The following is a 21494-nucleotide window of genomic DNA, read 5'->3' as shown; positions in this document are numbered from 1 at the left end:
CCGCTGCGACGTGCTCTACGCCATGCTCCGCAACGGCACCCACTACCACCATCCCGAACCCGCTGCGGCTTGACAACGACATAGGGACACCCCCCCCGGAGGAGGGCGGGGGTTTGTCCCCGGCCGCCCGCCGCAACCCGGGTTCCCGCGCGGGCGCGAGCGCCGTGAGCTGACACGGCTCGATCACAGGCAGCGCGGAGAAGCAGCCGAGGGGCGGCGCTGAGGCCGCCGCTGGGCGGCGAGCGGCGGTTTTGTCGGTGGTGGGGGCAGGGACCCGCGTGCGCACGTTGACCCCCGGAATTCACGACATCACCCCAGAGAACACGTGAAATGCACGACATCGGACTCACCCGGACGGAAACTGTCGGTGGTCCGGGTTCTACTGAGGAGCGTGGAAGGAGGCACCGCAAATGGACATCGAGCTGACGAGTGAGCTGAACCACCGTGAGCGGGCCACCCTGGGAGCCGTCGCGTCGGGGAGGGCCGAGATCAGCTGCAGCTGTGAGCCCGACCTTTTCGTGGACGGGTTGAGCTGCTGTGACCAGGCCACCACGCGCCGGCTGGTGCGGCGCGGTTTCATCGAGGCCGCGGTGGAAGGCCCGTGTGGCGGTCGGGTGCCGGCCGTGCTCACCGCCGCCGGGATGGTGGCGCTGAACGAATCCCCGCGGTCCGGAGCGGTCACGGCGGCCTGAAGGGGCGCCGGGGCCAGCAGAGCGGCTCGTCAGGAACGCACCCAGTCCTCGCCGAGCTCGACAGCTTCCGCCGTGCCGCCGGTCACATCGGCGAGCCACGCGGTGAACGCTTGCTCTTCGCCGGGCACGAGGCCCACCTCGAAGTGCGCCGACGCCTCGAAGCGGGTGTTGTGCAGCACGTACACCGAAGCCCGCAGGTCGTTTTCCAGGCGGCCGGCGCGCGTGTAGTCGACCTCGACGTCGAACAGCCGCAGGCGCCGGTACTCCGCCACGGACGCGGCGTCCAGCGCGTCGGACACGGCTTGGCCGTAGGCGCGGATCAGCCCGCCCGCCCCGAGCAGGATGCCGCCGAAGTGGCGGGACACCACGGCGACCGTGTCGGTGATCTCACGGCGACGCAGCACCTCCAGCATCGGGACGCCCGCCGTGCCGGCGGGCTCGCCGTCGTCGCTGGAACGCTGGGTGCGGCCGTCGGGGCCGAGGACGAAGGCCTGGCAGTGGTGGCGAGCCGCCGGTTCGGCCTTGCGCCGGGCCGCGATCACGGCCCGCGCGGCGGGCTCGTCGGTCACCGGAGCCAGGGCGCAGAGGAACCGCGAGCGCTTGATCTCGATCTCGTGCAGTACCGGGCTCGCCACGGAGAGATAACGATCAGCCATCGACGGTTCGCCTCATGGGACCAGTCAACCAGCTCACCCAGCGGTACAGTCCATCACCCGCACAGGAGTTTTGCCTGGTCAGCAGAGGTGCTGACCAGTGGGCGGGAGGCACGGCCCGACATATGGGCATACCCCCGGGGCCGTCAACGTAAGCGTGGCATTTCCCACCCGCGCGCAACGACATATGTCGAACACAGCGAATTCACACTATCGTCATAAGACCCGGCGAACCCGGGAGTAGCACCACGCGCCCGTTCGGCCCCCCACCACAGAGGCCGGCATCCACGGTGCGTGCGCCACACCGAACGACTGCTGTACCGACGAGAACGACAGCGCTCCACAACGACGGCGCTGCCCCACGACAGCGTTTCGACACACAGCATTTCGACACCACAGCTTCGACACCACAGCACTTTCGACAACACAGAGTTGCACCACCCCAGCGGCCACGAGAGCCCGGTGCTGGATCGACAACACGGACGTCGATCGGGAAACCAGCTCTGGCGCGACTCGCACCGCTGACGTAGTTTGTGGCCGCCCACTGTCGTGTGGCCACGCCTCTGGGACCGCCCTTGCCGCAGCCCGGTCGATGCAGACCGAGCCGGTCACACGGGCGGTTCTCCCTTCTCGTCTCAACTCTGTTTCCCCGACTGACCATCGCGGTTCCGGACCACTTCGTTAACCGGTTCAGTGCTGAACCACCCGATGGAGTGAGTACCGGTCGCGCCAACGCCTTGGGAGGCGGCCAGCCGTGACCCACCGTTCCACTTCCGGTTCCAGCAAACCGGCCACCACCGGCCTGTACGACCCCGCGTATGAGCACGACGCGTGCGGGGTCGCCTTCGTCGCCGATCTCGCCGGTCGCCGAGATCATCAGATCGTGGCGAAAGCCCTGGTCGCACTGCGGAACCTGGAGCACCGCGGGGCACGCGGCGCCGAGCCCGACACCGGCGACGGCGCCGGCTTGCTGATCCAGGTACCCGACGCGTTCTTCCGCGAGGTCGTGGACTTCGAGCTGCCCGAAGAGGGCACCTACGCCGTGGGCACCGCGTTCCTGCCCCGCGACGACAAGCGCCGCGGGCGCGCCATGACCACCATCGAGCGCATCGCCGCCGAGGAGGACATGCGCGTGGTCGGCTGGCGCGAGGTGCCCGTGGACACCGCGCACTGCGGTCCCACCGCCGCCGAGACGCGGCCGCACCTGAGCCAGCTGTTCCTCGCCGGCCGTCGCGAGAACCGCGACGGCCTCGCTCTGGAGCGCGCCGCCTTCTGCGTGCGCAAGCGCGCCGAGCACGAGCTGGTCGAGGACAGCGGTGAACAAACTGTGTACTTCCCCAGTCTTTCTTCGCGCACCATCGTCTACAAAGGAATGCTCACCGAGGACCAGGTCGAGCGCTTCTTCCTCGACCTGCAGGACGAGCGTGTGACGAGCGCCATCGGCCTCGTGCACTCGCGCTTCTCCACCAACACGTTCCCGTCGTGGCCGCTCGCCCACCCGTACCGCTACGTGGCGCACAACGGCGAGATCAACACCCTCAAGGGCAACCGCAACTGGATGGACGCACGCGAGGCGCTGCTGGAGACGGACCTGATCCCCGGCGACCTCAAGCGCATCTACCCGATCATCACGCGCGGCGCCAGCGACTCCGCGTCGTTCGACGAGGTGCTGGAGCTGCTGCACCTCGGCGGCCGTTCGCTGCCCCACTCGGTGCTCATGATGATCCCCGAGGCCTGGGAGAACCACCAGGAGATGGACCCCGCGCGCCGCGCGTTCTACGAGTTCCACTCCACGCTCATGGAGCCGTGGGACGGACCGGCGCTGGTGGCGTTCACCGACGGCGCGCAGATCGGCGCGGTCCTCGACCGCAACGGCCTGCGCCCCGGCCGCTACTGGGTGACCGACGACGGCCTCGTCGTGCTCGCCAGCGAGGTCGGCGTGCTGGAGCTCGACCAGTCGACGATCGTGCGCAAGGGCCGGCTGGAGCCGGGCCGCATGTTCCTCGTGGACACCGTCGAGGGCCGGATCATCGAGGACGAGGAGATCAAGGGCCAGCTGGCCACCGCGCACCCGTACGACGAGTGGGTGGACAACGGCCTGCTGCGCCTGGAAGACCTGCCCGAGCGCGACCGCGAGGTGCCGCTGCACGCCGCGCTCGTACGGCGTCAGCAGTCCTTCGGCTACACCGAGGAAGAGCTCGAAACGATCCTCGAGCCGATGGCCCGCACCGGCGCGGAACCGATCGGCTCGATGGGCAACGACTCCCCGCTCGCGCCGCTGTCGTCGCGTTCGCGGCCGTTGTTCGACTACTTCATCCAGCTCTTCGCCCAGGTGACGAACCCGCCGCTCGACTCGATCCGCGAGGAGCTCATCACGGCACTCGGCACCCAGGTCGGCGCCGAGCCCAACCTGCTGGTGGCCGACGCCGCTTCGTGCCGGCGCATCGTGCTGCCGTTCCCGGTGCTGGACAACGACCAGCTCGCCAAGCTCGTGCACGTCAACGACGACGGCAACCTGCCCGAGTTCCAGGCCGTGACCGTGCTCGGCCGCTACAACGTGCACGGCGGCGGCGAAGCGCTCCTGCAGCGGCTCGACGAGATCCGCAGCGAGGTGTCCGAGGCCATCGAGGACGGCGCACGCCTGATCGTGCTGTCCGACCGCGGCGTCGACGAGGACCACGCGGCCATCCCGTCGCTGCTGCTGACCGGGGCCGTGCACCACCACCTCGTGCGGGAGAAGACCCGCACGCAGGTCGGCCTCATCGTGGAGGCCGGCGACGCGCGCGAGGTGCACCACATCGCGCTGCTCGTGGGTTACGGCGCGGCCGCGGTGAACCCGTACCTCGCCATGGCGACGGTCGAGGAGATGGCCCACCAGGGCCTGATCCCGGGCGTCAGCGCTAAGCAGGCGACCGCGAACCTCATCAAGGCGCTCGGCAAGGGCGTGCGCAAGACGATGTCCAAGATGGGCGTCTCCACCGTGGCCTCGTACACGGGTGCGCAGATCTTCGAAGCCGTGGGCCTGGGCGCCGACATCGTCGACACCTGCTTCACCGCCACCACTTCCCGGCTCGGCGGCGTCGGGTTCGACACGATCGCCGAAGAGGTCTCGCAGCGCCACCTGCGCGCGTTCCCGATCGACGGGGTGCGCGCGAGCCACCGCGAGCTCGAGACCGGCGCGGACTACCAGTGGCGCCGCGAAGGCGAGCCGCACCTGTTCAACCCGCAGACGGTGTTCAAGCTTCAGCACTCCACGCGCAGCGGGAAGTACGAGGTCTTCAAGGAGTACACGAAGGCCGTCGACGACCAGTCCGAGAAGCTGCAGACGCTGCGCGGGCTGTTCGACTTCAAGTTCGGCGAGCGCCCGCCGGTGCCGATCGAGGAGGTCGAACCGGTCTCGGAGATCGTGAAGCGCTTCGCGACCGGCGCCATCTCCTACGGCTCGATTTCCATGGAGATGCACCAGACGCTCGCCATCGCGATGAACCGCCTCGGCGGCAAGTCCAACACCGGTGAGGGCGGCGAGGACGCCGAACGGCTCTACGACCCCGAGCGCCGCTCCGCGGTGAAGCAGGTCGCTTCGGGCCGGTTCGGCGTGACGAGCGAGTACCTCGTGAACGCCGATGACATCCAGATCAAGATGGCCCAGGGCGCGAAGCCCGGCGAAGGGGGGCAGCTGCCCGGTGCGAAGGTGTACCCGTGGATCGCGAAGACGCGGTACTCGACGCCGGGTGTGGGGCTCATTTCCCCGCCGCCGCACCACGACATCTACTCGATCGAGGACCTCGCCCAGCTGATCCACGACCTGAAGAACGCCAACCCGGCCGCGCGCATCCACGTGAAGCTCGTGTCCGAGGTCGGTGTCGGCACGGTCGCGGCGGGTGTGTCCAAGGCGCACGCCGACGTGGTGCTCATCTCGGGCCACGACGGCGGCACGGGCGCTTCGCCGCTGTCGTCGATCAAGCACGCGGGTGGCCCGTGGGAGCTGGGCTTGGCCGAGACGCAGCAGACACTGCTGGCCAACCGCCTGCGCGACCGCATCGTGGTGCAGACCGACGGGCAGCTCAAGACCGGCCGTGACGTGGTGATCGCCGCGCTGCTCGGCGCCGAGGAGTTCGGGTTCGCGACGGCGCCGCTGGTGGTTTCGGGCTGCATCATGATGCGCGTGTGCCACCTCGACACGTGTCCGGTGGGCGTCGCGACGCAGAACCCCAAGCTGCGCGAGAAGTTCAGCGGCAAGGCCGAGTACGTGGTGAACTTCTTCGAGTTCATCGCCCAGGAAGTGCGGGAGTACCTGGCGCAGCTGGGTTTCCGGTCGATCGAAGAGGCCGTGGGCCACGCCGAGGTGCTCGACAAGCGCAAGGCCGTGGACCACTGGAAGGCGGCCGGGCTCGACCTGTCGCCGATCTTCCACGTGCCGGAGCTGGCCCCGCGCGCGGCGCGCCACCAGGTCGTGCAGCAGGACCACGGGCTCGACAAGGCGCTGGACAACACGTTGATCCAGCTGGCCGAGGGCGCGCTGTCGGCCGGGGACAAGGTGCGGCTCGAACTGCCGGTGCGCAACGTGAACCGCACCGTCGGCACGATGCTGGGCTCGGAGCTCACCAAGAAGTGGGGCGGCGAGGGCCTGCCGGACGACACGATCGACGTGACGTTCACGGGCACCGCGGGCCAGTCGTTCGGCGCGTTCGTGCCGAAGGGCATCACGCTGCGGCTCATCGGCGACGGCAACGACTACGTGGGCAAGGGGCTCTCCGGCGGCCGGCTGATCGTGCGCCCGCCCCAGGACGTCTCGTTCGCGGCCGAGGACCACATCATCGCCGGCAACGTGATCGCCTACGGCGCCACGAGCGGTGAGATCTTCATCCGCGGCAAGGTCGGTGAACGGTTCTGTGTGCGCAACTCGGGCGCGCTGGCCGTGGTCGAGGGCGTGGGCGACCACGGCGGTGAGTACATGACCGGCGGGCGCATGGTCGTGCTCGGCGGGGTCGGGCGCAACTTCGCGGCCGGCATGTCCGGTGGTGTCGCGTACGTGCTCGACCTGCCGGTGCACCGCGTGAACCCCGAGATGGTCGACATCGACCCGCTCGACGCCGACGACACGGACTTCCTGCGCGAGACCGTGGAAAAGCACTACAACGAAACGGAGTCCGCGGTCGCGCGCGAGCTGCTCGCCGACTGGGACGCCGCCGTCGACCGGTTCGGCAAGGTCATGCCGAAGGACTACAAGCGTGTGCTCGCCGCTCAGGTTCAGGCCGAACGGGACGGGCGAGACGTGAACGAGGCGATCATGGAGGCAGCTCATGGTTGATCATCGCGAAGCTGGCTATGAGTGCCGACTGGGTGCGTGGCCCGGGTGTGGGTGCCCCACGAAAACACAGTCGCAAGATACGGAGGCCGCACATGGCTGACCCCAAGGGCTTTCTGACCACCACCCGTGAAGAACCGAAGCGGCGTCCGGTGGATCTGCGCCTGCTGGACTGGCGCGAGGTCTACGAGGACTTCGCGTCGACCAAGCTGGAGAAGCAGGCCGGGCGCTGCATGGACTGCGGCATCCCGTTCTGCCACCAGGGCTGTCCGCTGGGGAACCTGATTCCCGAGTGGAACACGCTGGTGTGGCGGGAAGACTGGCGCGAGGCGGCCGAGCGGCTGCACGCCACCAACAACTTCCCGGAGTTCACCGGCACGCTGTGCCCGGCACCGTGCGAAACCGCGTGTGTGCTCGGCATCAACGACGACCCGGTGACGATCAAGCGGGTCGAGATCTCCATCATCGACCGGGCCTTCGCCGAAGGCTGGGTCACGCCGCAGATCCCGGTGGCGAAGACGGGCAAGAAGGTCGCCGTCGTCGGGTCCGGGCCGTCCGGGCTCGCCGCGGCGCAGCAGCTCACGCGAGCGGGCCACAGTGTCGTGGTCTACGAGCGGGCCGAGAAGATCGGCGGGCTGCTGCGCTTCGGCATCCCCGAGTTCAAGATGGAGAAGTTCCGCCTCGACCGCCGGCTCGACCAGATGCGGGCCGAGGGCACGGAGTTCCGCACGTCGGTGAACGTCGGGGTGGACGTCACCGTCGAACAGCTGCGGTCTTCCCACGACGCGGTGGTGCTCGCGGGTGGCGCGACCGTGTGGCGCGACCTGCCGATCGACGGCCGTGAGCACGACGGCATCCTGCAGGCGATGGAGTTCCTGCCGCCCGCCAACCGCGTGGCTTCGGGTGACCTCGACGCGGTGCCGTACTCCGCCGAGGGTCTCGACGTGGTGGTGATCGGCGGCGGTGACACGGGCGCGGACTGCGTCGGCACTTCGCACCGCCAGGGCGCTCGTTCGGTGACGCAGCTGGAGATCATGCCGCGGCCGCCCCAGTCCCGTTCGGACGCGCACCCGTGGCCGACGTACCCGATGATCTACCGCGTCTCCTCGGCCCACGAGGAGGGTGGCGAACGCCTGTATTCGGTGAACACGCAGGAGTTCCTGGCCGATGACAACGGCCGCGTGCGCGCGCTCAAGCTGGTGGAGGTGCGCAACGAGGGCGGCAAGTTCGTGCCCGTGGAAGGCACCGAGACCGAGCTGCCCGCGCAGCTCGTGCTGCTGGCGATGGGTTTCCTCGGGCCGCAGAAGGAAGGCCTGCTGGAAGACCTCGGTGTCGAGCTCGACCAGCGCGGCAACGTGGTGCGCGACCGCGACTTCCGCACGAGCGTGGACAACGTGTTCGTGGCGGGCGACATGGGCCGCGGCCAGTCGCTGATCGTGTGGGCCATCGCGGAGGGCCGCTCGTGCGCCGCCGGCGTCGACGCCTTCCTCACCGGCCGGAAGGTGCTGCCGGCCCCGATCGCGCCGACGGACCGGCCGATCGCCTGACCTGGTGGCGGGCGCACCAGCGTTGCTGCGCCTTGCCACTTCCTTCCCGGAAACGGGCGGGTGTGCCGACGATGTCGCACCCGCCCGTTTTCGTTTCCGTTTCGACCAGCGCGCTCAGCGGCTGCGCAGCCGGTCCAACGCCAGCAGACCCGCGCCCAGGCGACCGGCCTCGTCGCCCAGAGACGCCACCCGCAGCTCCGGCAACCGTTGGAACGTCAACGACGAAGCCAAGTACTCGCGCACCGGATCGAGCACGTAGTCGGCCGCGGTGAACAGCCCGCCACCGAGCACGATCACCTCGGGGGCCAAGAGCGTGAGCAGGGTTTTCAGGCCGTGGCCGAGGCCGTCGAGGGCGTCGGACACCACGGCCATCGCGGCTTCGTCGCCGTGGCGAGCGGCGTCGACCACGGACCGGGCGCCGTCGGCCGGGCGGCCGGTGCGTTCGGTGTAGCGCCGCGCGATGGCGGACGCCGACGAGATCGCCTCGAGGCAACCCGTGGCCCCGCAGCCGCAGGCGATGCGGTGGCCCACGTCGATGTGGCCGACCTCGCCGGCCAGGCCGTGGGCGCGGTAGAGGCGCCCGTCGAGCAGCAGCGCGGCCGCGATGCCCGTGCCGACGGCGATGAACGCCGCGTCGGTGCAGCCCTTGCCCGCGCCCACGCGGAACTCGGCCAGCCCGCCGGCGCTCACGTCGTGGCCGAACGCCACCGGCAGGCCCAGACGGTTCTCCAGCAGGTCGCCGAACGGCACGTCGCGCCAGTCGAGGTTGGCGGAGAAGCGCGCCACCCGCGCCTGTTCGTCGACGATGCCCGGCACCACGATGCCGACCGCACCCGGCGAGCCCGTGCCCGCCTGCTCGGCGAGCGAGGAGACCACGTCGGCCACCTGTTCGGCCAGCGCCGTGCCGTCCGCGCTCTTCGCCGTGGGCACCCGGGTCGTCGCGAGCGCGTTGAGATCCCCGTCGAGCAGGGCCGCCTTCACGGTCGTGCCGCCCACGTCCAATGCCGCCACCACTTCAGCCATACCGCGATTCTCACATCGAGCACCTCACATCGACACCGACATTGACGGCCGGCCGCACAGTTGCCTACCTTCGGTCAGCCAGACGACGAGTGCCGGAACGCGGTGAGAACCCGCACGGTCGCGCCACTGTGACCCCCACGCCAGTGGGGGAAGCCAGACCCGGCCTCGTCGTACCGCTCCCGTTGAGGCCGCGAAAGCCCGAGGAGGCCGTGTGACCACGCCCGCAGCACCCGCCGTCGCCACCCCGATCCCCGTCCGGATCCCGGTCCGCCAGATCATCCCGTGGGCGGTGCTGGTGGGCCTGCTCGCCCTCATCGCCCTCTACTTCGTGAGCGCCGAACAGGGCGCCACCGCGGTGTTCGCCGACAAGTACGTGCACGAGTTCCTGCACGACGGCCGGCACCTGCTCGCGTTCCCCTGCCACTGAGCGCGGGCGAACCAGCCATGATGAGGTCCTTGCTCGTCCGCGGCATGCTCGCGGGCCTGATCGCCGGCGTGCTCGCGTTCGTCTTCGCCCACCTGTTCGGCGAGCCGTCGGTCACCAGCGCCATCGGCATCGAGGAGGCCGGCTCGGCCGAGCACTCCCACACCCACGGCCCCGGCGCGGGCCCGGATACTCAGCCGCCCGCCGACGACCACGAAGAAGAGCTGGTGCCACGCGACATCCAGAGCACCGTCGGCCTGGCGACCGGGGTGCTCGGGTACGGCGTGGCCGTCGGCGGGCTGTTCTCGCTGGCCTTCGCGTTCGTCCACGGCCGCATCGGGTCGCTGCGCCCCCGCGTGAGCACGGCGCTGCTCGCGGCGGGCGCATTCGCGGTGGTGTTCTTCGTGCCGTTCCTGAAATACCCGGCCAACCCACCCGCGGTGGGCGTGCCGGGCACCATCGGGGAACGGACGCAGCTGTACTTCGGGTACGTCGCCGTCTCCGTGCTCGCCGGCATCCTCGCCACGGTGTTCGGCCGCAAGCTCGCCGACCGCCTCGGCGCGTGGCGTGGTGGCCTGCTCGCCTGCGCCGGGTACGTCGTGGTGATGGCCGTGGTGGCTTGGCTGATGCCGGTGATCGACGAGGTGCTGAGTCTTTGGCCTCGGCTCCGCCGAGGCGGCGAGATCGCCTCGGAGCCGACGTTTCGACCAGGCGGTCGGATCGGCCGGGGGCCGATCGCACCGCCTGATCGAAACGTCGGCGCGATCTCGCGCCGGGGTTGCGCCTGATCACGCCTTCCAGTCGGGGTGGCCGGGCATGGCCGGGGTGGTGGTGCCGTAGAGCCAGTCGTGGAAGAACGTGCCGAGATCACGCCCGGATACGCGTTCGGCAACGGCGACGTAATCCTGTGTCGCGGCCGGGCGACCTTGGAACTCGTCGAAGAAGGTGCGTTCGATGCGGTCGAAGATCGCCTGGCCGACGAGCTCGCGCAGCGCGTAGAGCGTGAGCTTGCCGCCGAGGTCGGTGCCGAACATGACGCCGGTCGCGTTCGTCTGCCGGGCGACCGGGCCGTTCTGCTGCAGGATCTCGTTGTTCTGGGCGTAGCCGGACTTCGCCTTGGCGTCGAACGGTTCCCCGCCGTGCTCGGAGTCGTAGAGGTCCTGGTAGAAGGTGGCGTGGCCCTCGCTCAGCCACATGTCGTCCCAGTGGCGCACCGGCACGGCGTCGCCGAAGTACTCGTGGGTGAGCTCGTGCGCCATGGTCGAGATGTTCTGCGGGAATTCCAGCGCCTGCGCGCTGTAGGTCGGCATCGCCGCGGTTTCCAGTGCCACGCCGCCGCCGTAGAGGCGGTTGACGCCGAGGGAGCCGGCGCTCGCGTACGGGTACGGCCGGCCCAGGCGGTGTTCGAGCCACGCGATGATCCCCGGCGTCTTGCGGGCGTTGTCGAGCGCGGCCGGTTTCGCCGCGGTGCTCACGTAGCTGCGCACCGGCAGGCCGTGCGGGCCGACCTGGTCGACCTCGGTGAAGTGGCCGGCGGCGAGCTGCACCACGTCGGTGGGGGTGGGCCGGCCGACGCGGAACACCGACGTCACCCGGTCACCCGCGCGGTGCTTGCCGACGAGCGTGCCGCTGCCGACGCCCTGCACGTCGGCCGGTGTCGTGATCCGCAAGGTGTACGTGGCCGGATCGCCCGGCACGTCGTCGGACGGGAACACCGCGTGCTCACGGTCGGTCTGGCCCATGATCGCGAAGCCGTCCGGGGTGTTCTGCCAGACGCCGACGGCCTCGGCCAGGTCGGGCGGCAACGGCACGCTCCCGGGTGACTGCGGGCTCTTCGCCCGGTCGGCCAGGTACCCGATCCGCACGGTGAACGGAGCCCCCTTGCGCAGCGCGCGGGCGGGCGTGACCACGAGCTTTTCGCCCTGTATCGCGAACTTCGCGGCCACACCGTCGACGGTGACCGAGTCGATCCGCGCCACGGCGGAGTCGAGCCCGAACGACGACAGCGACTGCGTGGCGACGGCGCGCATCGTCACGGTCGCGGCCATCGTGGTGACGCCGGGCCGGTAGTCGAGGGAGATGTCGTAGTCGCGGGCGTCGTAGCCGCCGTTGCCGAGGCCGGGGAACAGTCGTTCGCCCGCGCTCAGGGCGCCGGGTGACGCGGGGTCGGCCGTCGCCGCGGGCGTGGTGCCGGCGGCCAGCACCGCGGCCAGGCTCACCACTGCCGCGGTCTTCACGATCGTTTTCGCCATGCGTTCACCCTGCCGAGGCCGCGGTGGGGCCCGCATCGGCCGGGCAGCTCGAAGGGAGTAACCGGAAAGTCGTACGGTGATCATCGTGCGACTGCTCCTGCTCGACGCGTGCCTGGCGATCGCCGTCGCCGGCGTGCTCGCGTCGGAGGCGCTGAGCCGCGTGTCCCCGCCCGCGTGGTGGCAGCTGATGGTCGCGGCCGTGCTCGTGATCCTGCTGCTGCGGCGCCGGTTCCCGCTCGCCTCGATGCTCGCGATGGCCGTGCTGTCGTGGTTCGCGCCGCCCGCGCAGCTCGCCACGATCTTCACGCTCTACACGGTCGCCGCCCTGCGTGGGCCGAAGTGGCCGACCGCGGTCGCGCTGGCCGCCGACGTGGTGCTGGTGCTCGTCACCTACCGGCCGGGTGACCTGCAGGCGTGGGAGGTGATCGGGTTCGTCGCGGCCCTGACCACACTCCTGCCGCTGCTCGCGGGGCTGTGGATGCACCAGCGCGGCGTGCTCGTCGACGCCCTGCGCGACCGCGCCGGCCAGGCCGAACGCGAGCGTGACCTGCTCGCCGAACGCGCCGTGACGGCCGAGCGCCGCCGGATCGCGCGCGAGATGCACGACGTGGTGGCCCACCGCGTGAGCATCGTCGCCCTGCAGGCCGGCGCCCTGTCGGTGCGTGCGGCCGACGAGGAGACCGGGCGGCTCGCCGAGGTGATCCGCGAGTCGAGCTCCGCCGCGCTCAACGAGCTGCGCGACATCCTGGGTGTGCTGCGCGAGGACGTCACCGAACCGAAGTCGCTGCCGAGCCTCGACGGCGTCGCGCGGCTCGCGGACGACCTCGCCGCGGCCGGCGCCGACGTCGCCACGCAGGTACCCGATCCCCTGCCGCAGGTGCCGGAGAAGGTCGGGCGAGCCGCGTACCGGATCGTGCAGGAATCGCTCACCAACGCCGCGAAACACGCGCCGGGCGCGCCGATCCGCGTTCAGCTCGCGCTGGAAGGCGGCAGGCTCGTGGTCGAGGTGGCCAACGCGCTCGGCGCGTCGGCGGGTCTGCCCGGCGCGGGTTACGGAGTGATCGGTATGCGGGAACGCGTGACGCTGGCCGGCGGCGCGCTGCGCGTCGGCCCCGATGGCGGCGACTACGTGGTGCGCGCGGTCTTCCCGCTCGGCGGGGGTGTGAGATGAGGAGGACGCTGCGGTGATCAAGGTCGTGCTGCTCGACGACGAGGTGCTCGTGCGCAGTGGCATCCGCATGATCCTCGAGTCGGATCCGGAGATCCGCGTGGTCGCGGAAGCGGGTGACGGCGGCGGCGTCGCGGACCTCGTGGCGCAGCACCAGCCCGACGTGGTGCTCACCGACATCCAGATGCCCGGCGTCGACGGCCTCGAAGTGACCCGGGTGGTCACCGCACTGCCCGACGCGCCGGCGGTGGTCGTGCTGACCACGTTCGACCTCGACGAGTACGTGCACACGGCGTTGCGCCACGGCGCCACCGGGTTCCTGCTCAAGGACACCCCACCCCGCGACCTGGTCAGCGCCGTGCACGTGGTGCGCCGCGGCGACGCGATGCTGTCGCCGGCCATCACGCGGCGGCTGCTCGGCGAGTTCGCCACGGGCGGCGCGGCGGAGCGCGCGAAGGCCCGGCTGACCGCGTTGACCTCGCGTGAGCGGGAGGTCGCGGTCGCCGTCGCGGAGGGCTGGAGCAACGCGGTGATCGCCGGCCACCTCGGCGTCAGCGAGGCGACGGTGAAGGTGCACCTGGGGCGGATCATGTCCAAAGTGGAAGCGTCGAACCGGACGCAGGTAGCGCTGCTCGTCCACGACGCTGGACTTGCCTGAATTGTTGTAATGCAAGCGGTCTGGCACCAGTTAGGATCTGTCCCGGGTCGGGGGATTCCAGAGAGAAAGTTCAGGGGACCCCTCATGTCCGAATCAGTCCTGCCGCCCAAGCCGACGGGGCCGAGTTACGAAGACGCGCCACTACCGCCACCGCCGCCGCGCATGACCGGCGGCACCAACGGCTTCGCCATCACCTCGCTGGTGCTGGCGTTCCTGCCGCCCACCTGGTGGCTGAGCGTGATCTTCGGGATCATCGCGTTGGTCCAGATCCGGCGCAGGGGCCAGCGTGGCCGCGGGCTGGCGATCGCGGGGCTTTCCATCAGCGGGGTGTGGGTGCTCCTCATCGCCGCGGCCGTCGCGATCGGCATCGTGAGCGGCGGCTTCGCGCCCACCGCGGACAACGTCGCCGTCGGGAGCAACAGCGTCTTCGCGGCGCAGAAGGGCCAGTGCTTCACCACCTACGACGAACAGACCAGCACCATCGCCAAGGTCCCGTGCAACCAGCCGCACCACTCCGAGATCTACGGGCTGGTCGTGCTGCCGGGCGACGACACGGACGCCTACCCCGGCGACGCGACGCTGTCGGCGCAGGCCCGGCAGTTCTGCGAGGCCGAGCAGCGGAACTTCTTCGCGGCCACCACGCCGCCTTCGGGTCTGGTCATGGCCGTGTACTACCCGGATGAAGTGACGTGGCAGGGCCGCGGACACTCAGCGGTCTGCACCTTCGAGTCCGAGAACGGCGCACTGACGGCCCCGGTGGCGCACTAGCGGATCACGGGGTGCCGGGCGGAACAACGGCAATCCGTTCGGCGCCCCGTTTTCCTTCAGCCGCAGGAGTTTCTGGTTATCCACATCGGACTTGATGGCGTCGGCCAGGCAGTCGAGCATGTCCTCGCCGTGCCAGGTCGTGCCCCACACCGAGCCGACGCGATGACCGTCCAAGTGGCGCTGCTTGTCCACGACGCGGGTCTTGCCTGAGCCCGGAGCGAGATCGCGCCGAGGCGTGCGAAACGCCTCGGCGGAGCCGAGGCCAACAACACAGTTAGGATCTTCGTCGGGTCGGGGGACGCCACGGAGAATTCAGGGGCCCTCATGTCCGATTCAGTCCTGCCGCCCAAGCCGACCGGGCCGAGCTACCAGGACGCGCCACCGCCATCGCCGCCACCCTCGACGGGCAACACCAACGGTTACGCCATCGCCTCACTGGTGCTCGCGATCGTCCCGCTGCTGAAGGTGCTCTTCGGCTTCACGCTGGCGATCCCGGGGATCAGCCTGCTGCTGAGCGCGATCTTCGGCGTCCTCGCGCTGCGGCAGATCGCCCGTACCGGCGACAAGGGCCGGGGCCTGGCGATCGGGGGGCTCGGCCTCTGCGGCGCTTGGTCGGTGGTGCTGGTCGTCACCGTCGGCAACTCCGCCACTTCCGGCGAGGAAGAGGCGGCGGTCGACGAGCTGTCAGGCGGCGACACCGTGTTCTCGGCCGAGCAGGGTGCGTGCTTCACCGGCTACGACCACGCGACCGGCGGCATCGGCGAGGTCTCGTGCGACGCGCCACACTCCGACGAGGTCTACGCCGTGGTGCCCCTGCCGGAATCCGACACCTTTCCCGGCGACGAGGCCCTGCGCACGCTGAGCCACCAGTACTGCACCACGGCACTGTCGGGGTTCTTCGTCAAGTCCACGATGCCGGCAGATCTTGTGGTGGACGTGTACTACCCGCCGGCCTCGGCGTGGCAGAACCAGAAGCACTCGGTCGCCTGCACCCGGCAATCGATTTCGGGCCCGCTCGTGGCCCCGGTGGCGCACCACTAGTGGATCACGGTGCGCCGGGCGGAACGAACGGCAACCCGTCCGGCGCACCGTTTTCCAGCAGCCGCAAGAGCTGCCGGGTGTCCACTTCGGACTCGACAGCGTCGGCCAGGCGCTCCAGCATGTCCTCGCGCAGTGCCGCGAAGCCCGGCGCGTCCGGGGCCGATGTCCAGTCGACACCGGCTTGCGCCGCCGCCTCGGTGAGCCAAGCGCGGCGGAAGCCGTCGTTCTCGAAGGCGCCGTGCCAGGTGGTGCCCCACACCGGACCGGCGCGGAAACCGTCCAGAAAGGATTCCGCGCCGGCGCCGGAAGCGGTTCCGTGGTGGATTTCGTAGGCCGCCACGCGGTGACCGCGCCACTCGCCGACCGGGCGGCCGAGCACCTTCTCCCCCGCGAACGTCACCCGCGTGGGCAGCAGACCGAGCCCCTCGACCGTGCCGGCGTGGGATTCGACGTCGTCGTGGATGGTGGTGGCGAGCATCTGGTAGCCGCCGCAGATGCCGAGCACCGGGCGGCCGGCGGCGGCCCGCGCGGTCACCGCGGCGGCAAGGCCGCGCTCACGCAGCCAGCGCAGATCGTCCACTGTGGCCCGCGTTCCGGGCAGCACCACGAGGTCCGCGGCCGCGACCGTGTCGGGGTCGGCGGTAAGGCTCACGGTCACGCCGGGTTCGGCGGCCAGGGCGTCGACGTCGGTGGCGTTCGAGGCGCGCGGGAAGCGCACCACGGCCACGCGCAGCCCACCGCCGCGCGGGGCTTCCCGGCGCCAACCGGCGGCGGCCAGCGCGTCTTCCGAGTCGAGCCACACGCGGTCGAGCCACGGCAGCACGCCGAGCACGGGGCGGCCGGTCACGTCCTCCAGGCTCTTCAAGCCCGGGCGCAGGAGGCCGACGTCGCCGCGGAACTTGTTCACCAACCAGCCCGCGACCAGCGCCTGGTCTTCGGGCGAGAGCAGCGCGAGCGTGCCGAACATCGCGGCCAGCACCCCGCCGCGGTCGATGTCGCCGACCACGAGCACCGGCAGCGAGAACCGCCGGGCCAGGCCCAGGTTCACGTAGTCACCCCCGCGCAGGTTGATCTCCGCGGGGCTGCCGGCGCCCTCGCACACGACCACGTCGAAGCGGGAGCGCAGGTCTTCGAAGGCGCCGAACGCGATCTGCGCCAGCCCCGCGCGGCCGGTGGCGTACTCGCCGGCTTCCAGCGTGCCGAACGGTTTCCCCAGCGCGATCACGTGACTGCGCCGGTCGCTGCCGGGCTTGAGCAGCACCGGGTTCATCGCCGCTTCGGGCTCAACGCGCGCGGCGCGGGCCTGAAGCCATTGCGCGCGGCCGATCTCGGCACCGTCGGCGCAGACCATCGAGTTGTTCGACATGTTCTGCGACTTGAACGGCGCCACCCGCACGCCCCGGCGCGCGAGCCAGCGGCAGATCCCGGCCGTGACCAGGCTCTTCCCGGCGTCGGACGTGGTGCCGGCGATCAGCAGCCCGCTCATCGTGCCGCCGCCACGGTTGCCGCCAGCAGCGCCGCCGCCGCGCCGACCACCCGCGACAGCCGCACCGCGCGGCGCAGATCGGCCGGGCGCGGTGCCCGGCCGTCGCCGAGCGTGCCGCGGTCCTCGACCTCGCCGCCGTAGCTGTTGGTGCCACCGAGCCGCAGGTCCAGTGCGCCGGCGAACGCGGCCTCGACCTGGCCGGCGTTGGGGCTCGGGTGGTGGGAGCCGTAGCGGCGCCACGCCCGCAGCGACGCCCGCGCGCGCCCACCCGCGAAGGGCGCGGCTCCGGCGGTGAGCACCGCGCCGACCCGCGAGGGCACAAGGTTCACCACGTCGTCGAGGCGGGCAGCGGCCCAGCCGAAGTTGCGGTGGCGCGGCGAGCGGTAGCCGACCATCGCGTCGAGCGTGTTGAGCGCGCGGTAGCCGAGGAGGCCGGGAATGCCCGCGACGGCGCCCCACAGGAGCGGCGCGACCACGGCGTCGGACGTGTTTTCCGCGATCGACTCGGTGGCGGCGCGGGTGAGCTCCGGGGTGTCGAGCTCCGACGCGTCGCGGGCGCACAGGTGCGCCAGCCGGGCCCGCGCGGCGGGCACGGCACCGGTGTCGAGCAGGCGAGCCATCTCGCCGCCCTCCGCCGCGAGCCCGCGCCCGCCGAGCACGACCCACGTCGCGGCGGCGGTGAGGACGAAGCGGGCGAAGGGACGTCGGCGAGTGCTCATCTGAGCGGCGACACCCAGGCCGGTCACCGCGCTCGCGCAGACCGCCGCGTACACCGCTCCGCGGGGCTTCGAGTCCGCCCACCAGCGGCGTTCCAGCGCGCCGGCCCAGGTGCCGAACACCGCGACGGGGTGGCCGCGGCGGGGATCGCCGAACACGGCGTCGGCGGCGTATCCGGTGATCAGGCCGGCCGCTGTGACGGCTTGTCGGAGTGGCACGTGGCGAACGGTAGCGCGTGCACGACAATGCCGGGTATGACCAAGCTGACGCACCGGCTCGCCGGGTATCTCGAGACCCTGGCGAAGACCCTCCGCCGGTACGGCCGCGACGACGGCAAGGTGCTGGTCCTCGGCGGCGTCCGCTCGGGGAAGTCGAGGCACGCGGAGCGGCTCGTCGCGCACCACCCGCACCTCGTGTACGTGGCCCCCGGCCTGCCCCCGAGCGACGACGACCCCGACTGGGCCGCCCGCGTCGCCGCGCACCAGGCCCGCCGCCCGCGCCACTGGACCACGGTAGAGACGACCGACCTGGCGACCCTGCTGCGCTCGGCCACGAGCCCGCTGCTCATCGACTGCCTCGGCACGTGGCTCTCGCGCGTGCTCGACGAGGTCGGCGCGTGGACGGGCAAACCCGGCTGGGAGCGCCGCCTCGACGACCGGCTCGAGGATTTCCTCGCCGCGTGGACGCAGGCGCGCGTGCCGGTGGTGGCCGTGAGCAACGAGGTCGGCAGCGGTGTGGTGCCCGCGACGTCGTCCGGACGGCTGTTCCGTGATGTGCTGGGCGCACTCAACAACCGGGTGTCCGCCGAGTCCGACCACTGCCTGCTGGTCGTCGCCGGGCGGGTGCTCGAACTGCCGTAAGGAGTCCGCCGTGCCGCGTTTCGACATCCCCGTGCCCGACGCCGCCGCCCGCGCCGCCGCGCAGGAGCGCCTCGACGGCCTGGTGAAGCCGCTCGGCGCACTGGGCCGGCTCGAGGAGCTGGCGGCCTGGCTCAGCGCCGCCCACGGCGTGGTGCCGCCGCGTCCGCTCGACGACGTGCGGGTGGTCGTGTTCGCCGGTGACCACGGGGTGTCGGCGCACTCGGCCTACCCGCGCGAGGTCACGGCGGCGATGGTGCAGGTTTTCCTGGCCGGGCGCAGTGGGGTCACCGTGCTGGCCGCTCAGGTCGGCGCGAGCGTGCGTGTGGCGGACATCGCGGTCGATGGGGACGCTTCGGACGTGCCGGCGGCGGTGACCGCCCACAAGATCCGCCGCGGTTCGGGCTCGATCGACGTCGAGGACGCGCTGGCCCCGGGTGAGGCGCTCGCCGCGTTCGAGGCGGGCCGCGCCATCGCGGCCGAGGAGGCCGGCGCGGACCTGCTGATTCCCGGCGACATGGGCATCGGCAACACGACGATGTGCGCGGCCCTGGTCGCCGCCTCGCTCGGCCTGCCCGCGGCCGAGGTGGTCGGCACGGGCACCGGCGTGTCGGGCGACGCGCTCGCGGCGAAAACGGCCGTGGTGGCGGCTGCTCTTTCGCGTGCGTCGGACCGCGTGGGTGACCCGTTCGAGCGGCTGACGGCCCTGGGCAGCGCGTGCGTCGCCGCCACGGCCGGTTTCCTCGTCGAGGCGGCCGTGCGCGGGATCCCGGTGCTGCTCGACGGGGTGTTTTCCGGTGCGGCCGCGCTGGTCGCGCGCGACATCGCGCCGGGCGCCGAGGCGTGGTGGCTCGCCGGGCACCGCTCGACCGAGCCGTCGCAGGCGTACGCGCTCAAGGCCCTGGGCCTCACCCCGATCCTCGACCTGGGCCTGCGGCTCGGCGAGGGCAGCGGCGCCGTGCAGGCCGTGCCGACGCTGCGAGCCGCCCGCGCGATCATCGCCGACATGGGCCTGCTTGCGGACCTGGCGTGAGGCCCTCACCCAGGCAGCCGGTCGCGGCACTGCTCGACGAGACCAGGTCGCGCGAGGCACGGCTCCCCGCGACCGCGGTGGCGCAGTTCCTCCGGGCTCGGCGACCGCCTGCCGCGCAGCGCGGCGGAGTGCGGCGGGCGGGCGGCGCGTGAACCTCGGCGACGCGATCCGGCTGGCGGTCGGCACGTTGACCACCGTGCCGGTGCCCGGGCCGCGCGTGATCGATCGCGGGGTGGCCGGCGCGGCGATGGTGCTGGGGCCCATCGCGGCGGTTCCCCTGGCTGCGGTGGCCGGGTTGATCGTCGCGGGTGGGGTCGCGGTGGGGCTGCCCGCGCCGGCGGTCGCGGCGCTGGCGCTCGGGGCGGTGGCGCTGGGGAGCCGCGGGTTGCACCTCGACGGGCTGGCCGACACCGCCGACGGGCTCGGCGCGTCCTACGACCGCACCAAAGCACTCGACGTCATGCGCCGCGGCGATTCGGGGCCCACGGGCGTGGCGACGCTCGTTTTCGTGCTGCTCGTGCAGGTCGGCGCGCTGGCCGGCGCGGTGGCGGCCGGGCACGGCGTCGTCGCGGTCGTCGCGGGGGTGCTGGCCGGGCGGTGCACGTTGTCGATGTCGTGCGCGCGCGGTGTGCCGTCGGCGCGGCCGGAAGGACTGGGTGCGACGGTGGCCGGCTCGGTGCCGCGGCCGGTCGCGCTCGCCGAGGCCGTCGTGGCGGCCGCGCTGGCCGCGCTGGTGCCCGGTTTGCCATGGTGGCAAGGCGTAGCCGCGGTGGCCGCGGGCTACTTCGTCGCGGCGGCGCTGCTCGCCCGCTGCGTCCGTCGGCTCGGCGGCATCACCGGCGACGTCCTGGGTGCCGGCGTCGAGGTCGGCGTGGCGGCGGCGTTGCTGGTGCTGGCCGGCTGAGCTCGGCGCGGCTAGCCGAACGTGAGGACGTAGGCCTCGGCGCCGGCTTCGAGGAACGTGATCTCCAGCGTCCGCGCGTGGATCTCGCCGTGCTGGCGCACGAGCTGGTACAGGCGATCGTCCCGGAGCAAGCCGTTGCCGGCCTCGTCGACATCCACCCCGTGGGCCGGACCGGGAGCCGCGCCGTCGAGGGACACGCGGAAGGGAATCGGCTGCTGCGCACCCCGAGCCAGCACGAGATGCGCGTCCCGCGCGTGGAACCGGTAGTGGATGCTGCCGCCGGCCTTCGCGAGCACGACCTTCTCGGGCCCGATCGTCCACAGGCCGGCGAGAGCCCAGGTGCCGAGGCGGACGCGCGGCGGAGGCCCGTAGGTGCGTGTTTCGTCGAACGCGACGCTGCCCGGTGAAGCGAACTGCTCGCCGCGCGCGTAGCCGAGATACGTCTCGGACGCGCGCAGGTTGGCCCAGTCGGCCTCGGCCTCCACGCCGAGGCCGGTGACGGAGACGAGCTCGCGCTCGACGCCGAGGAGTTCCTGGATCATGCGTTCCGACTGCTCGTAGTTCCCCTCGCCGAAGTGGTGGTCGCGGATGACGCCGTGGGCATCCACGAAGTAGAGCGCCGGCCAGTAGTGGTTGTCGAAGGCACTCCAGATGGCGTAGTCGTTGTCGAGCGTGACCGGGTAGTCGATCCCGCGCTCGTTCGTCGCCTGCCGCACGCGGTGGAACTCGCGCTCGAACGAGAACTCCGGCGTGTGGACTCCGATGACGATCAGCCCGTCGCTCCTGTAGGCCTTCGACCAGGCCCGGACGTAGGGCTCCTGGCGCAGCCAGTTGATGCAGGTCAGCGTCCAGAAGTTGACGACGACGACGTGGCCGGCCAGCTCGGCGGGACCGAGTGGCGCCGAGTTGAGCCACTCGGCCCCGCCGAGTGCGGGCATGTTCGCGCGCGCGGATACCGACATC

General features: G+C 71.4%; 18 protein-coding genes. 12 read left to right on the top strand and 6 right to left on the bottom strand.

Annotated features, from left to right (window positions below; translation table 11 throughout):
• The first annotated feature begins 410 nt into the window (after nucleotides 1-410).
• Nucleotides 411-692 carry a hypothetical protein gene (locus tag ACWEOE_RS15290; protein ID WP_452008814.1) on the top strand — a complete coding sequence of 94 codons (282 nt, stop codon included), beginning with the start codon at nucleotides 411-413 and terminating at the stop codon, nucleotides 690-692.
• Nucleotides 693-721: 29 nt separating this feature from the next.
• On the opposite strand, the gene ACWEOE_RS15285 is transcribed toward ACWEOE_RS15290, so the two are convergent.
• Complete coding sequence (locus ACWEOE_RS15285) at nucleotides 722-1348, bottom strand: YigZ family protein (RefSeq protein WP_452008811.1); 627 nt, start codon at nucleotides 1346-1348, stop codon at nucleotides 722-724.
• A 751-nt stretch (nucleotides 1349-2099) separates the two neighbouring features.
• On the opposite strand from ACWEOE_RS15285, the gene gltB reads away from it, so the two are divergent.
• Nucleotides 2100-6656: a glutamate synthase large subunit gene (gene gltB / locus ACWEOE_RS15280; protein ID WP_452008808.1), complete on the top strand. Its 4557-nt coding sequence runs from the start codon at nucleotides 2100-2102 to the stop codon at nucleotides 6654-6656.
• Nucleotides 6657-6748: 92 nt separating this feature from the next.
• On the top strand, nucleotides 6749-8200 hold the full coding sequence (locus ACWEOE_RS15275; protein ID WP_452008806.1) for a glutamate synthase subunit beta: 1452 nt from the start codon (nucleotides 6749-6751) through the stop codon (nucleotides 8198-8200).
• Between the two features lie 114 nt (nucleotides 8201-8314).
• Here ACWEOE_RS15275 and ACWEOE_RS15270 read toward each other — a convergent pair whose 3' ends face one another.
• Nucleotides 8315-9223: an ROK family protein gene (locus tag ACWEOE_RS15270; RefSeq protein WP_452008804.1), complete on the bottom strand. Its 909-nt coding sequence runs from the start codon at nucleotides 9221-9223 to the stop codon at nucleotides 8315-8317.
• Nucleotides 9224-9434: 211 nt separating this feature from the next.
• Here ACWEOE_RS15270 and ACWEOE_RS15265 point away from each other — a divergent pair, with 211 nt between their 5' ends.
• Both ACWEOE_RS15265 and ACWEOE_RS15260 read left to right on the top strand, forming a co-directional pair.
• The gene (locus ACWEOE_RS15265) at nucleotides 9435-9650 is read left to right on the top strand and encodes a CbtB domain-containing protein (protein ID WP_452008801.1); all 216 of its coding nucleotides are present in this window, start codon (nucleotides 9435-9437) and stop codon (nucleotides 9648-9650) included.
• Between the two features lie 17 nt (nucleotides 9651-9667).
• Nucleotides 9668-10435, top strand: a complete 768-nt coding sequence (locus ACWEOE_RS15260; protein WP_452008799.1) for a CbtA family protein — start codon at nucleotides 9668-9670, stop codon at nucleotides 10433-10435.
• On the opposite strand, the gene ACWEOE_RS15255 is transcribed toward ACWEOE_RS15260, so the two are convergent.
• Nucleotides 10436-11899, bottom strand: coding sequence for a M1 family metallopeptidase (locus ACWEOE_RS15255; protein WP_452008796.1), 1464 nt, complete (start codon nucleotides 11897-11899; stop codon nucleotides 10436-10438).
• A gap of 76 nt (nucleotides 11900-11975) precedes the next feature.
• Here ACWEOE_RS15255 and ACWEOE_RS15250 point away from each other — a divergent pair, with 76 nt between their 5' ends.
• From ACWEOE_RS15250 to ACWEOE_RS15235, 4 genes are all read left to right on the top strand, one after another.
• On the top strand, nucleotides 11976-13070 hold the full coding sequence (locus ACWEOE_RS15250; RefSeq protein WP_452008794.1) for a sensor histidine kinase: 1095 nt from the start codon (nucleotides 11976-11978) through the stop codon (nucleotides 13068-13070).
• 13 nt (nucleotides 13071-13083) lie between these two features.
• The gene (locus ACWEOE_RS15245; RefSeq protein WP_452008791.1) at nucleotides 13084-13725 is read left to right on the top strand and encodes a response regulator; all 642 of its coding nucleotides are present in this window, start codon (nucleotides 13084-13086) and stop codon (nucleotides 13723-13725) included.
• Nucleotides 13726-13809: 84 nt separating this feature from the next.
• The gene (locus ACWEOE_RS15240; RefSeq protein WP_452008789.1) at nucleotides 13810-14493 is read left to right on the top strand and encodes a DUF4190 domain-containing protein; all 684 of its coding nucleotides are present in this window, start codon (nucleotides 13810-13812) and stop codon (nucleotides 14491-14493) included.
• Nucleotides 14494-14817: 324 nt separating this feature from the next.
• Nucleotides 14818-15534 carry a septum formation family protein gene (locus ACWEOE_RS15235; protein ID WP_452008787.1) on the top strand — a complete coding sequence of 239 codons (717 nt, stop codon included), beginning with the start codon at nucleotides 14818-14820 and terminating at the stop codon, nucleotides 15532-15534.
• A gap of 4 nt (nucleotides 15535-15538) precedes the next feature.
• Here the strand turns inward: ACWEOE_RS15235 and ACWEOE_RS15230 are convergent, their stop codons facing one another.
• Both ACWEOE_RS15230 and ACWEOE_RS15225 read right to left on the bottom strand, forming a co-directional pair.
• A complete protein-coding gene (locus ACWEOE_RS15230; RefSeq protein ID WP_452008784.1) occupies nucleotides 15539-17020 on the bottom strand; it encodes a cobyric acid synthase in 1482 nt (493 codons plus the stop codon).
• A complete protein-coding gene (locus ACWEOE_RS15225; protein ID WP_452008781.1) occupies nucleotides 17017-17955 on the bottom strand; it encodes a cobalamin biosynthesis protein in 939 nt (312 codons plus the stop codon). Before ACWEOE_RS15225 ends, ACWEOE_RS15230 begins: the two co-directional genes overlap by 4 nt.
• Before the next feature lie 36 nt (nucleotides 17956-17991).
• Here ACWEOE_RS15225 and ACWEOE_RS15220 point away from each other — a divergent pair, with 36 nt between their 5' ends.
• From ACWEOE_RS15220 to ACWEOE_RS15210, 3 genes are all read left to right on the top strand, one after another.
• Nucleotides 17992-18597 carry a bifunctional adenosylcobinamide kinase/adenosylcobinamide-phosphate guanylyltransferase gene (locus tag ACWEOE_RS15220; RefSeq protein ID WP_452008779.1) on the top strand — a complete coding sequence of 202 codons (606 nt, stop codon included), beginning with the start codon at nucleotides 17992-17994 and terminating at the stop codon, nucleotides 18595-18597.
• A gap of 10 nt (nucleotides 18598-18607) precedes the next feature.
• Nucleotides 18608-19627: a nicotinate-nucleotide--dimethylbenzimidazole phosphoribosyltransferase gene (gene cobT, locus ACWEOE_RS15215; RefSeq protein ID WP_452008777.1), complete on the top strand. Its 1020-nt coding sequence runs from the start codon at nucleotides 18608-18610 to the stop codon at nucleotides 19625-19627.
• Nucleotides 19628-19775: 148 nt separating this feature from the next.
• Nucleotides 19776-20531 (top strand): adenosylcobinamide-GDP ribazoletransferase, encoded by a 756-nt coding sequence (locus ACWEOE_RS15210; RefSeq protein ID WP_452008775.1) that lies wholly within the window; start codon nucleotides 19776-19778, stop codon nucleotides 20529-20531.
• Between the two features lie 11 nt (nucleotides 20532-20542).
• Here the strand turns inward: ACWEOE_RS15210 and ACWEOE_RS15205 are convergent, their stop codons facing one another.
• On the bottom strand, nucleotides 20543-21493 hold the full coding sequence (locus ACWEOE_RS15205; RefSeq protein ID WP_452008773.1) for a redoxin family protein: 951 nt from the start codon (nucleotides 21491-21493) through the stop codon (nucleotides 20543-20545).
• Between the last annotated feature and the right edge of the window lies 1 nt (nucleotide 21494).

The sequence above is a fragment of the Amycolatopsis sp. NPDC004368 genome (genome assembly GCF_053602515.1).
Note: the sequence above shows the minus strand (reverse complement) of the source record. Positions and strands in the feature narration are given on the sequence as shown.

Excerpts from the sequence above, each read along its gene's own strand:
- ACWEOE_RS15290 (WP_452008814.1), top strand. The coding sequence starts at position 411 with ATGGACATCGAGCTGACGAGTGAGCTGAACCACCGTGAGCGGGCCACC.
- ACWEOE_RS15285 (WP_452008811.1), bottom strand. The coding sequence starts at position 1,348 with ATGGCTGATCGTTATCTCTCCGTGGCGAGCCCGGTACTGCACGAGATC.
- ACWEOE_RS15275 (WP_452008806.1), top strand. The coding sequence starts at position 6,749 with ATGGCTGACCCCAAGGGCTTTCTGACCACCACCCGTGAAGAACCGAAG.
- ACWEOE_RS15270 (WP_452008804.1), bottom strand. The coding sequence starts at position 9,223 with ATGGCTGAAGTGGTGGCGGCATTGGACGTGGGCGGCACGACCGTGAAG.
- ACWEOE_RS15260 (WP_452008799.1), top strand. The coding sequence starts at position 9,668 with ATGATGAGGTCCTTGCTCGTCCGCGGCATGCTCGCGGGCCTGATCGCC.
- ACWEOE_RS15255 (WP_452008796.1), bottom strand. The coding sequence starts at position 11,899 with ATGGCGAAAACGATCGTGAAGACCGCGGCAGTGGTGAGCCTGGCCGCG.
- ACWEOE_RS15240 (WP_452008789.1), top strand. The coding sequence starts at position 13,810 with ATGTCCGAATCAGTCCTGCCGCCCAAGCCGACGGGGCCGAGTTACGAA.
- ACWEOE_RS15235 (WP_452008787.1), top strand. The coding sequence starts at position 14,818 with ATGTCCGATTCAGTCCTGCCGCCCAAGCCGACCGGGCCGAGCTACCAG.
- ACWEOE_RS15230 (WP_452008784.1), bottom strand. The coding sequence starts at position 17,020 with ATGAGCGGGCTGCTGATCGCCGGCACCACGTCCGACGCCGGGAAGAGC.
- ACWEOE_RS15220 (WP_452008779.1), top strand. The coding sequence starts at position 17,992 with ATGACCAAGCTGACGCACCGGCTCGCCGGGTATCTCGAGACCCTGGCG.
- ACWEOE_RS15205 (WP_452008773.1), bottom strand. The coding sequence starts at position 21,493 with ATGTCGGTATCCGCGCGCGCGAACATGCCCGCACTCGGCGGGGCCGAG.